Origin of the sequence: Adhaeribacter arboris (assembly GCF_003023845.1) — a bacterium.
Classification (GTDB): Bacteria; Bacteroidota; Bacteroidia; order Cytophagales; family Hymenobacteraceae; genus Adhaeribacter; species Adhaeribacter arboris.
Window position 1 is genome coordinate 6564479 of the sequence record NZ_PYFT01000001.1, and the last position, 12786, is coordinate 6577264.

At 43.3% G+C, this 12786-nt stretch carries 6 protein-coding genes; 2 read left to right on the top strand and 4 right to left on the bottom strand.

What is annotated here, in order from left to right; genetic code table 11:
• Positions 1-154: 154 nt before the first annotated feature.
• Positions 155-4888, top strand: coding sequence for a DUF3320 domain-containing protein (locus AHMF7605_RS26580; RefSeq protein WP_106932977.1), 4734 nt, complete (start codon positions 155-157; stop codon positions 4886-4888).
• A gap of 147 nt (positions 4889-5035) precedes the next feature.
• Positions 5036-6415 carry an aspartate kinase gene (locus AHMF7605_RS26585; protein ID WP_106932978.1) on the top strand — a complete coding sequence of 460 codons (1380 nt, stop codon included), beginning with the start codon at positions 5036-5038 and terminating at the stop codon, positions 6413-6415.
• A gap of 175 nt (positions 6416-6590) precedes the next feature.
• On the opposite strand, the gene priA is transcribed toward AHMF7605_RS26585, so the two are convergent.
• From priA to AHMF7605_RS26600, 4 genes are all read right to left on the bottom strand, one after another.
• Entirely contained in the window at positions 6591-9119 is a 2529-nt protein-coding gene (gene priA / locus AHMF7605_RS26590; protein ID WP_262512374.1) for a replication restart helicase PriA, read from the bottom strand.
• Positions 9120-9523: 404 nt separating this feature from the next.
• The gene (locus AHMF7605_RS26595; RefSeq protein ID WP_317046564.1) at positions 9524-11011 is read right to left on the bottom strand and encodes a thioredoxin domain-containing protein; all 1488 of its coding nucleotides are present in this window, start codon (positions 11009-11011) and stop codon (positions 9524-9526) included.
• Between the two features lie 101 nt (positions 11012-11112).
• Positions 11113-11556 carry a thioredoxin domain-containing protein gene (locus AHMF7605_RS31010; RefSeq protein ID WP_317046565.1) on the bottom strand — a complete coding sequence of 148 codons (444 nt, stop codon included), beginning with the start codon at positions 11554-11556 and terminating at the stop codon, positions 11113-11115.
• Between the two features lie 68 nt (positions 11557-11624).
• Entirely contained in the window at positions 11625-12611 is a 987-nt protein-coding gene (locus AHMF7605_RS26600) for a GSCFA domain-containing protein (RefSeq protein WP_106932979.1), read from the bottom strand.
• Between the last annotated feature and the right edge of the window lie 175 nt (positions 12612-12786).

A 12786-nucleotide genomic window follows, 5' to 3' on the forward strand; every position in this document is an offset into this window, starting at 1 on the left:
TTTTATATTATCTTCCGAGGACATCATTTTAACGAGTTTAGCCTACGGAACCTTCTGCCCTTAATTTTAAGATTATTCAGATACCGTTCAAAAGAAAATACCGGTTTTGTTGCCAGAAAACGTTTAGATTCGCATAGAACCTGAAATTTTGCTCATGACTGCCGTATCCCAAGTAAGTGCCCGTTTAGAGGCTTCCCGACGCGATTTACTCGATTTAAGTTTACGCAATCCGCTCCTGAATTACCGGCCTCTGCAAGCCAAAGGCGTAGAAATTGTAAACGAAATACCCGCCGAAGTGTACCGCTTGCTCGTGTTGGAAGGTAAAGCCATGACCTTTCTGCCAATTGATAGTAAAACGGCCAATAGCTTATTGGATAAGATGCCGAGCTCACCGGAAAATGGAAAGAGTGCTGTTGAGCCATTAACCCTTACCCCGGCCCAAACCGATAACAAACTGCAAACCCGGGAAACCACGCCTAAACTGGAAAACCGTTTATTGCAGACGTATCATGCGGCGCGCCTGTTTGTAGAAGAACAAGGCGTCAATATTTTGTACCTGACATTAGGTGCGCTTACCTGGTACGAAGCCGGCAATAATGACGATGCCCGGCAAGCACCGTTGCTGCTGATACCCGTAGATTTGACTCGTTCTTCGGCACGAGAGCGGTTTCAATTGCGTTATACCGGCGGCGAAGTGGGCGAAAATTTATCCTTGATTGCTAAAATGAAGGCTGATTTTGGTTTACAGATTCCTGAACTGCCGGACACCGACGAAGTAGATGTAACCGGCTATTTTGACGAAGTCTGGAAAGAAATTGTGGGTCGCCAAGGCTGGCTAATTAATTCTACGGCTATTGCACTGGGCTTTTTCTCTTTCGGGAAGTTTATGATGTACAACGACCTAGATACCGCTAACTGGTCTGATGAAACTTCCCCTGCCAATCACCCGTTGCTGCAAGCTTTGCTGCACGAAGACGGCTTTCAGGAACCCGCCCCACTTATTTCCGACGAAGATCCCCTCGACCCGCATTTGAATCTTGCTGAGGTTCGCCAGGTAGTAGATGCTGATTCGTCGCAAACCTTAGCCATTCTGGATGTAAACCAAGGTCGGAATTTAGTTATTCAAGGTCCGCCCGGTACCGGTAAATCTCAAACCATTACCAATCTTATTGCAGAAGCTATTGGGAAAGGCAAGACGGTATTGTTTGTCGCCGAAAAAATGGCCGCTTTGGAGGTAGTAAAAAGGCGTTTAGATAAAGTAGGTTTAGGCGAAGCTTGCCTGGAATTGCACAGCCATAAAACCAATAAAAAAGAAGTAACCAAAGAACTCGCCCGCACCTTGGATTTAGGAAAGCCGAAGGTGAAAGAACAGGAAAGTGAACTGAACTTATTGGTGCAGTTACGCGAACGCTTGAACAGCTACTGCGAAGCAGTAAACAAGCCTATCGGCCAAAGTGATTTAACTACTTACGACGTATATGGCCAGCTTTTACAACTACGAAAGCAATATCCACAGGCAGACTTACCCCGATTTGCCTTACCTGCCCTGCTAACCTGGTCGCGTGATGAGTTTCGCCGGCGCGATGCGCTAATTCAGGAATTACAAGCCCGTTTAAAACAACTGGGGGAGCCTAAAAAATTAATTTTCTGGGGCAGCCAACGCAAGCAGTTACTACCTGCCGAGGAAAACCAGATAACGCAAGCCTTAGAAGGTACTCGCCAATCCATAACTGCCCTACAACCGAATGCCCAGCAATTATCCATAATTGTAATGGTACCCCTGCCAACCAACTATACTGAAACGGCTGCGTTGAGTGCGTTAGTACATCGCTTGCTCCGTAGTCCTAATTATGCGGGCGTTCCGGTAAAATCAAGCAACTGGTTGATACAACAAACTGAGCTGGAGCAACTGCTTACCGCAGGTAAATCCTACGCTACCATCCAGGCCCAATTCCAGGATAAGCTGCTGCCGGAGGCTTGGGCGGCTACAACCGAAGCTTTAGAAATCCGGGAAAATTTAATGGCTTACGGTGAGAAATGGTGGAAATTCTTATCGGGTGCTTACCGAAAGAGTAAAAAAAAGTTGGCCGGATTAAGCAAAACAGTTCTACCGGATACCACCAATGAGCAACTAAAACTAATAGATGCAATACTGGAAGCGAATCGCCAGTTAAAAATTATTCATCAGCACCAGGAATTAGGGCAGGCAACTTTCGGGAAACAATGGCGCAGCGAACGCTCAGATTGGCCGCATTTCATTACTATCCAAAAGTGGCTTACCGAAATATATCAGGATATTGCCAGCCAAATCATTCCCAAAGCAGTTCTCGATTTTCTGGCCGGTGAACCAAACTTAACTTCTTTACAACCAAACTTACAGCAACTAGAGCAACATCTCCTGAATCACCGCACTCATTTAACCGAGGTAAAGCAGTTGCTCTTGCTGGATGAAGTTCTCCGTTTTGGGCGGGAAAATTACTTAGAAGAACAGCCTTTTACAGAACAATTATTGCTGTTGCAAAAATGGCAAACGCATTTACCCGAACTCCACCAAATAGTAGGCTGGAATAATCTGACTCTCCGGTTACAACAAGAAGGTTTGCAGGAAATCATAAACCGGGCAATTACCTGGCCGGAAGCCGGTGCTTACCTGTACCCGGCCTTCCGTCAAACCTGGCTGGAAGCACTCCTGGAACAAGCGTACACCGAACGTCCGGCTCTACAACAATTCCAACGGGCCGGTCACGAAGATGTTATTCAGAAGTTTAACGAATTAGATTCTTTAATGCTGGCGTACAACCGAGCGAAACTTGCCCTGGCGCACTGGCAAAATTTACCTTTGCACCAAGCAGGCGGCCAGTTAGGAATTCTGCGTCGGGAGTTCGAAAAGAAAGCCCGCCATTTACCCATTCGGCAATTAATGGCCAAAGCCGGTAATGCTATTCAAGCAATAAAACCGGTATTTATGATGGGGCCGCTTTCCATCGCCAATTTTCTGCCGCCCGAATGCCTGAATTTTGATTTGGTAATTTTTGACGAAGCCAGCCAGGTGAAACCGGTAGATGCCTTTGGAGCCATCTTGCGCGCCAAACAAGTAGTGGTAGTAGGCGATAGTAAACAAATGCCGCCCACCAGCTTTTTCGATTCGCTGGTAAACGAAGAAGAAGCCGACGAAGAAAATATCACGACGGATGTTGAAAGTATTCTGGGATTATTTGCCGCCCAGGGTGCGCCGCAACGCATGTTACGCTGGCATTACCGCAGCCGCCACGAATCACTGATTGCGGTATCCAACCAAGAATTTTACGAAAATCGATTGGTTATTTTCCCAAGCCCGGATGCCGGCCGAAAAGAAATTGGATTAATCTACCGCCATCTGCCACAAACCTTTTATGACCGCGGCAAAACCCGCACCAATCCGCAGGAAGCCGAAACAGTAGCGCAAGCTATTATGCAGCACGCCCGTACCCAACCCGAATTAACTTTGGGTGTGGCTGCCTTTAGTATGGCGCAAATGCAGGCTATCATTAATCAACTGGAAATTTTACGCAAAGCTGACCCAGGAGCCGAGCCATTTTTTCAAGCGCATCCTAACGAACCTTTTTTTGTAAAAAATCTCGAAAACGTACAAGGAGATGAGCGCGATGTTATTTTTGTTAGTACTGGTTACGGCCGAACCGCCGAGGGTAATTTAGCCATGAACTTTGGTCCGTTAAACGGTACGGGCGGCGAACGGCGCTTAAACGTACTCATTACCCGGGCTCGGCTGCGCTGCGAAATATTTACGAACTTATCGCCCGACGATATTGATTTAAGCCGTACCTCTTCGCGCGGGGTGCAAGCCTTCAAAACTTTTTTAACTTACGCGAAGAATGGGCATTTATCCACCGGGGAAACAACCATTAATCCAGAAGTTCAGGCGGCACCTTTTGAAGAAGTCGTTTACCAAGCTCTTACCAACTTAGGGTATCAATTAAAGCCAAAAGTAGGTTCCGCGGGATTTCACGTAGATTTTGCCGTGGTAGACCCGCAGCAACCTGGCCATTATGCATTAGGGATTGAATGCGATGGCGCTACGTACTACAGTGCCCGTTCCGCCCGAGACCGGGATAGATTGCGCCAATCGGTGCTGCAAAGTTTAGGCTGGAATTTATACCACGTCTGGAGTACGGATTGGTTCCGGAACCCCGAAGCCGAACTAAAAAGATTGGTTTCAGCAATAGAACAAGCTCTAGGTAACGATTCTATACCTAAATCAAATGGAGCGGTAGTTAAAAGGAAATCAGAAGAACCCGTTATTACCCGGCACACGGCAACTACACAGGAACCAAACACTGGATTGCCGCCTTACCAGGTTGCCAACCTTACCATAAAATTAGGTATTCAGGAGCTGGCAGAGGTTTCGGTAACGAAGCTGGCCGATTGGGTTTGGCAAGTAGTCCAGGTGGAAAGTCCCGTACATATTACTGAAGTTACCCGTCGTATTGCCGAAGCAGTGAATCTTACAAAAGTTGGACCCCGCGTAAAAACTGCTATAGAACGAGCCATTGATTACGGCATTCAGCAAGGTGTAATGCGGCGGGAAAAAGATTTTCTTTGGTTACCCAACATGGCGCAGCCTCCTTTACGCGATAGGAGCCAATTACCTGCCTCCGTGAGAGATATCGATTTAATATCACCAGCAGAAATTAAATTGTTTATCCAAAAAACAGTAACGGAATCTTACGGTCTTACTTCCGATGAAGTAGCTCCTGCCACCGCAAAATTAATGGGCTTTTCGCGGGTTACGGACGATATCCGGGAGCAAATAGATTTAATGGTTGAAGAACTTTTACAAGCAGGAGTTTTTACGCAACAGGAAGGACATATTGTACGCCCTCGGCGCTGAAAACTTTACATTAAATATCCCCAATTTTTATAAATCTGATAAATGACTTCCGGAAATATAGTAATCATTGCTTATGAACTAGTATTTTTGAAGTTCATACAGGAACAGAATCAGATTACTAAAATATAATTCGCTTTTCGGAAACACATGTTAACAGTAGAAAAAATTGGCGGCACTAGTATGAGTGCGCTGGATAAAGTTTTAGAAAATATCATATACCATGGCCGCACCGGTGACCAATTATATAACCGGGTATTTGTGGTTTCGGCCTTTGCCGGGGTTACTAATTTGCTCCTCGAAAACAAAAAAACCGGTGCACCAGGCGTTTACCACCACATTGTAGGTCACAAAGATTTTCACCAATCGTTATACCAGGTAACCGAAGAGTTGCAGCAAATTAATAAAAGCTACGAGTATTTAGGCTTAGATGTAGAAGCAGCTAATAAATTCGTCCGGCAACGGTTGCACGAGGCTCAGCTATTTCTCGAAAATCTGGTAAATGTTTTGGCCTCCGGCTACGTAAGCTCCGAAAGCATTTTACAAGCCGCCCGCGAAATTTTAGCTTCTATCGGCGAAGCGCATGCCGCCTTTAATTTTGTCAATATTCTGCAAAACCAGGGTTTAAATGCCACCTTAGTAGATTTAAGCGGTTTCCACGACCACGAACCGTACACCATTGACCAGCGCATCGCGCATTCTTTAAAAGGCATTGACTTTGAAAAAACTATTACCGTAGTTACCGGCTACACCAAAGGCACCGAAGGCATTATGCGGGAGTTTGATAGGGGTTATTCCGAAGTAACTTTTTGCAAAGTAGCCGTTGCTTTAAAGCCAAAGGAAGCTATTATTCACAAAGAATATCACCTCTCTTCTGCCGATCCTGCTTTGGTAGGCCTGGAAAATTGCGTACCCGTAGTAAATACCAATTACGACGTAGCCGACCAACTAGCAGACGTAGGCATGGAAGCCATTCACCCGAAAGCCAGCAAACCTTTGGAAATAAATGGCATTAATTTGCGCATTAAAAATACCTTTGAGCCAGACCATCCTGGTACTTTAATTACCCGCGATTATGTGTGGCCAAACAAGCGCGTAGAAGTAATTACCGGCACGAACAAAGTAATTATTCTGGATATCTACGACCCGTTAATGGTAGGTACGGTAGGTTCGGACTTTGCTGTTATGCAGGAGTTCCACAAATTTAATATCAGCTACATTTTTAAGGCTACCAGCGCCAACAGTATTTCCATGGTTATCTGGGAAAAAGATTATAAACCAGAATTGGTGCAAGCGCTGGAAGCACAGTTTCAGGAGGTAACCGTTGAGAAAGTAGCCATTGTGTGCATGATTGGTTCTAATATCGACCAACCGGGTGTTCTGGCGAAGGCCGCCGGATCTCTCGCGGAGCACAATATAAATATTAAAAGCGCCGGCTTCTCCCTCCGGAAAGTAAACGTGCAATTTGTAGTAGCCCGTGAAGATTTTAAAGCCGCAGTAGTAGCGCTGAATAAAACTATGTTTTTCTAATCGAAAATAATCGATATCAAATAAGAAAAAGAATAGAAATAAATTAAAGAATTTTGTCCTTTTAGGAGGAAACTATTGAACAACGTAGCCTAATAGTTTCCTCCTAAAAGGATTTGAAGAAAGAGTTTTCTGCTTTAAACTAATTCAAAAGAAAACAGAATATTCATTATAATCTTTACACCGGATCTACATCTACTACTACCCGGATATTGCGGAAGTCTTTGTTTATTTTAACCTGGTTGATAGCTTCGGCGATGAGTAGCTTGGCAGCTTTCAGGCTGGTGTGTTCCCGGTCTAATTTTATATGAATTTCGCTTAAATAGTAATTGCGAATTTTGAAAATATAAGGTACTTCCGGACCAAGTACTTGGTTTTTAGGCAAACGATCGATGAATTCTTTGGTAAGTACGGCTGCTGCTTGCTCATTAATCTTTTCATCGATGTGTTTCACGGTAATTTTAATTACGCGCATAAAGGGCGGGAAATTAAATTTGCGGCGTTCCTGAATTTCAAATTCGTATAAAGCCTGGTAATCGTTCTCGATTACTTTCTGAAATATGGCCTGCGAAGGGTTGCCCGTCTGAATAATTACTAAGCCTTTTTTGCCTTTGCGGCCCGCCCGGCCACTTACCTGCACAAACATTTGGTAAGCCCGCTCGTGCGCCCGGTAATCCGGATAATTAATGATACTGTCCGCGTTGATAATCCCCACTAAACTTACATTTTCGAAGTCCAGGCCTTTGGTTACCATTTGCGTGCCTACCAGTACATTCGTATTATTGGCCTCGAAATCGGCAATGATTTGTTGGTAGCTGTTTTTACTGCGCGTAGTATCTAAATCCATCCGCTGGATATTGGCTTCGGGTAATAGCAGCTTTAGCTCGTCTTCAATTTTTTCGGTCCCAAATCCTACGGTTTTAATCATGGTGGAGCCGCAGGCCGGGCAATCATGGGGCATGGATTCGTGGTAACCGCAGTAATGGCAGCGCAATTCGCGATTGTATTTATGATAGGAGAGGCTTACCGCGCAGTTTTTACACTTCGGAATCCAGTCGCAGTCGTGGCAGTTAATGTAAGGGGCGTAACCCCGCCGGTTCTGAAATAAAATTACTTGTTCCTGCTTTTTTAATTTTTGCTCAATTTCATGTAACAACTTCTGCGAAAAATGGCTGTGCATGTTTTTCTTCTGGCTTTCCCGACGAGTGTCTACCAATTCTATTTCGGGTAAACCCGCTTCGCCAAAACGTTTGTTCATGGTTACTAAGCCCCAACGACCTGTTTTAGCGTTATAATAGGTCTCTACGGCGGGTGTAGCCGATCCTAATAAAGTTTTGCACCTGTGGTAGGTAGCCAGCATGAGCGCTACTTCGCGGGCATTGTAGCGAGGAGCCGGTTCGTATTGCTTGTATGACGATTCGTGTTCTTCGTCCACAATAATCAGCGACAAGTTATGAAAAGGTAGAAATATAGCCGAGCGCACGCCAATTACCACTGAAAAACGGCCCGACAAAATACCGTTCCAAACTTCTACCCGTTCGTTATCGGAAAATTTAGAATGATACACTCCTAAACGATTACCAAAAACTTTGATGAGGCGCGTTACAATTTGGGCGGTAAGGGCAATTTCAGGTAGTAAATACAAAACTTGGCCGCCACCTTCCAACGCTTTTTTTATCAAATCAATGTAAACTTCGGTTTTACCACTACCCGTAATGCCGTGCAATAAAACAATATCCTTACTGTCAAATAAATCTAATATTTCGTCGCGGGCAGCTATTTGATGGGCGGATAAGTTAAAGGCGGGTAATGGTTTATTATCATCCACCGGAAACCGGGAAACAATAGTTTCGAACTGTTCCATAATGCCTTTTTTGATTAAAGCATTAATAGATGAAAGCGATAAATGCGGATTAGAAGTAAGAGTATTTTTTTCGATGCCTTTTTCGTTCAGGTGCACATTCTGGTGGACGGGTACCTTCTGCAAATACTGCAGAACCACATCGAGTTGTTTCGGCCGGATTGCCAGTTGGCTCATGAGTTCTTCCAGTAATTCGGCTTCGTGGATGAAATGCGGCGATAAGCGCAGTTTCTTAACTACCTTCGGGGTGTATTTATCGGCTATTTCTTCAAAAATAATAATAACCTCTTTTTGGATTAGTGATTTTATTATTTTATGAAAATGGTTGATCTGCAATAAATTTCCCACTTCGGTAAAAGTGAGGGTTTTATTCTGGCCTAAGGCAAAGACTATTTTTTCTTCGGCGGTAGATAAGGGGTATACCGGGTATTCCGGATTAAACTGCGGGTGCAATTGTATCCGGGACTCACTGCTTAGTTTTAAGGCTGAAGGCAAAGCTGCGTTTATTACTTCGCCAATAGTGCACATGTAATACTCGGCAATCCAATTAAATATTTTAAGCTGAGGCGTAGTTACCACCGGAGTTTCGTCGATAATTTCCAGAATGTATTTGGCCTGGTAGCCAGACGGGGGATTCTCGTGTACATCGGCTACAATGCAACTCAAAATCTTCTTGGCTCCAAACTGCACAATCACGCGAGTTCCCACGAAGATATCATCGTTCATGTCGTAGGGCACCCGGTAGGTATATAGTTTGGGTAAAGGCAAAGGCAAAATTACGTCGGCAAATAAAGTTATTCGCTCCGTAGCTTGTTCCGACGATTGAAATAATAATGGTTGGCTCAACAGTACTCCCGTTTTTAATCGCTGAAGAGTTTTCAGCTATCGCAAAGGTCGCAAGAACCCGAATCTTTCCCAAATAGTTGAGAGGTTGGAAAGAAGGTTTAAAAGTTGGGAAGTGGAAAAGTTGGAAAGTTGATTTGCAGGCTATTGGTTAAACATTGCTATTTGCCATAAGTTCGACTTTTAGCGTAAATTAACTTATTCATTATTTCAGAGGGGCTTTTATAATCAGAACGTTCCCGCTCGTTATACTAATTTGCTAGTATATAAATAATTAGGAATCTTTTTAAGGTACATCAGTTTGCCCGGCCAAAGGCCTCCCAGATAGTTGGAACAAGCGAGGACGCTGACGCCAACTATTTCTATATATTTCAACTTTTCAACCTTCTAACTTTTCAACCTTTCAACTAAACTTCATTAATCTTATCTAATTGTTCCAGCGCTTCGGTTACCGTATGTACCGGTAATTGGCAAGTTTTATTAAAGCAAACGTAGATGGTGGTTTCCTCGCCAATGGCTATTCGGTCGGAGAGTAAGGGTAAATCGCTTTCAATTTCCGTGCCCGCGAAAATGGCATTGGGAAAGTAAAAATCGGCGAAAGAATTGCGGAAACTTTGTGCTTCCGGTCCCACAATTGCTATTTCGGCGGTAGGTTTTAGTTTGGCATAATACACATTTGCCCAATTAGCTAAATGACTTGGTTGTTTTACCAATAACTGTTTTATTTGGCTTAACATCGCTTCCGATATTTCGAAGTATTTGGGCTGATCGAAATACAGGCTTAAAAAATGCAGGTTACTGGCCATTACGGAGTTGGAAGCCGGAATAACATTGTCCAGGATTTCTTTTTTGCGGGCAATTAATTTTTCGCCTTCTTTATCGGTATAGAAAAATAAATTTTCGTTTTCGTCGAAAAAGTTGCCAAGCGTGTATTTAGTCAATTGATGGGCTTCATTTAGCCAATTTTCGTCGAAGGTAATTTCGTATAGCCGGATAAAAGCTTGAATGAGCAAAGCGTAATCTTCTAAAAAAGCATTAATGCTGGCTTTCCCGTTTTTATAATTACGAAACAGCTTTGGTCCGTTTTTTACCCTTTGGCGCAGGAAATTCGCGTTTTTCAAAGCTAGTTCCCGGAATTTTTCTTCTTGAAAAACATAATACGCATCCGCTAAACCTTTCAGCATTAAAGCGTTCCAAGCGGTTAGAATTTTGTCGTCGAGGCCGGGACGAACTCTTTGGGAGCGAGCCCGCATTACCTTTGCCTTCCAGCCCTTAACTAATTCTTTTAAAATAGGAATTTCTAACTGGTGTTCTGCCGCAAACGCTTCATCCGTTTGCCGGCGGTGCAAAATGTTTTGGTTATGTTCCCAATTACCTTCGGCGTGTACGTTGTAGTAAGTAGAAAATAAAGGTTCTTCGGCTCCAATAATCTCTTGGAGTTCTTCTTTCGTAAATACGTAAAACTTACCTTCTTCGCCTTCGCTATCGGCATCCAGGGAAGAGAAAAAACCGCCTTCCGGACTTATAAGTTCGCGTTCTACGAAAGAAATGGTTTCGTACACTACTTCTTTGTACAAAGAATTTTTGGTTATCTGGTACGCTTCGGCATATAAGCTAATTAGTTGGCCATTGTCGTACAACATTTTTTCGAAGTGCGGAACCAACCATTCGTTATCCACGGAGTAACGAGCAAAACCACCCCCAGCCTGGTCGTAAATTCCGCCGAAAGCCATTTCGCGAAGTGTTAGATTTACGTGCTCCAGGGCGGCGGTTTGATTGGCGTATTGGTAATACCGTAATAAGAACAAATAATTCACCGGCATTGGAAATTTAGGCGCCTGACCCATGCCACCCCGTTCTTTCTCGAAACGAAGACTAAAATTGTGATAGAGCAACCGAAAATCTTGATCAGTAAACTCAGCATTTACTTCTTGAATGCCGTATTTTTGTAAATCGGATATGTTGAGGTGCTGCGCAAACTGTTCGGCCGATTGATTTAGTTCTTCCCGGTTTTCGTTGTAAGCTTTGCCGATATTTTGTAATAATTGAGCCCAGTGCTGGGGGGGAAATAAGTGCCCCCATAAAACGGTTTTGCTTCTGAATTTAAGAATACATTTAACGGCCAGCCCCCTTGTACACCCATAGCATGCACGGCATCCATGTAAATCTGGTCTACATCCGGGCGTTCTTCCCGGTCTACTTTTATGCAAACAAAATGCTTGTTCATGAGCTGCGCAATGCTTTCGTTCTCAAATGATTGATGTTCCATAACGTGGCACCAATGACAAGCGGCATAACCAATACTCACGATAATAGGCTTTTGCTCCTCCCGGGCTTTTCGCAAAGCTTCTTCGCCCCACGGATGCCAATTCACCGGATTATAAGCGTGCTGGAGCAAATAGGGGCTGGACTCATTCAGCAGCCGGTTAGCTTTTTTCATAATCTAAAAACTTTACTCAAGTTAAAAGTAAGATTTTACCTGTGCTAAGCATACGTAAAATCTTGCTTTTAACCCGTAATTAATTGCTTTTTTAAAGCTGAAATTTCCGATTGGCAATCAACTTTAGCTTGTAGTTCTTCTAATTGACTTAATACTTTTTTTAAGAATTGCTGATGAGAAATAGATTCTGAATGAAATGGTTTATGGGCCAAGGCTTGCCGGATTTTATCCCATTTTTCTGTAAAGTGCTGAAAATCTTCGTTGAAATATGCTGATTTAAACTTTTCCCAGATGTAATCTTCCGCTACTTCCGAGGGGTGAATCATATCCGGTTTATAAAATCGGTAATCCCGTAAATCATCTAAAAGTAATTCGTAAGCTGGAAAATAAGCTACTGCCGCATATTGCGTTTTTAATTCCTGGCAAACCACCCTTAGAATAGATTTACTAACGCTGTTTCCTTCTAAAGTTTCTTTCAGGTGACGTACCGGGCTGACGGTCAAAATTACCCGGGCGTTTGGATTTGTTTGTTGCAAACTTTTGTAAAAAGTATTAAAAGCGGATAAAATTTCTGGAATGGTTAGCAAATGCTTCTGGAATTGAACTTGCGGTATTTTATGACAATTAGCTACCAGTTTGTTGCTGGCCCGATGAATATAACCTATGGCTGTACCAAAAGTTAAAATAATAGTATCTGTATTTTGTAAGAAAGCCTGACTTTGACTTAGGGTTTCCTGAAGCCGGGTTAAAAGTTCAGCGCGCGAGTGCGAAGCAAAAGTAGAATGAAAATCATACGCCAACCACAAATCTTCGCGTTGCACTAATTCGCCGGTAAATTCCGGTTGTGGCTGTAACGAAGCTTGTAATAAGTTAAAAAGAGAAACCGGATTGAAAATGGTACCAAAAGGATTAACTAATGAAGGCACTTTATACTGCTGTAATTTCTGACCCATTACTTCGGCAAAACAAGAACCCGCCGTGAAAACGTGCGTTTGTAACGAAAGCTGTCGGCTTTGAAGGGAAACAGAAAGTTCCGTGCGGAAAGCAGTAGGCATCTGGGTAAAATAAGTAAGTTGAATATATTTGATTAATGCATGTAAAAATAAATAGAAGTTCTAATATGAGATAGTGGATGAAGATATAAGAACTCCTGTCTATTTCGTCAGTAGCAGATTATTGTTGTAAAATTTCTTTTACAATGTTTTTTAGATAAAGCTTAGTATAGATTTA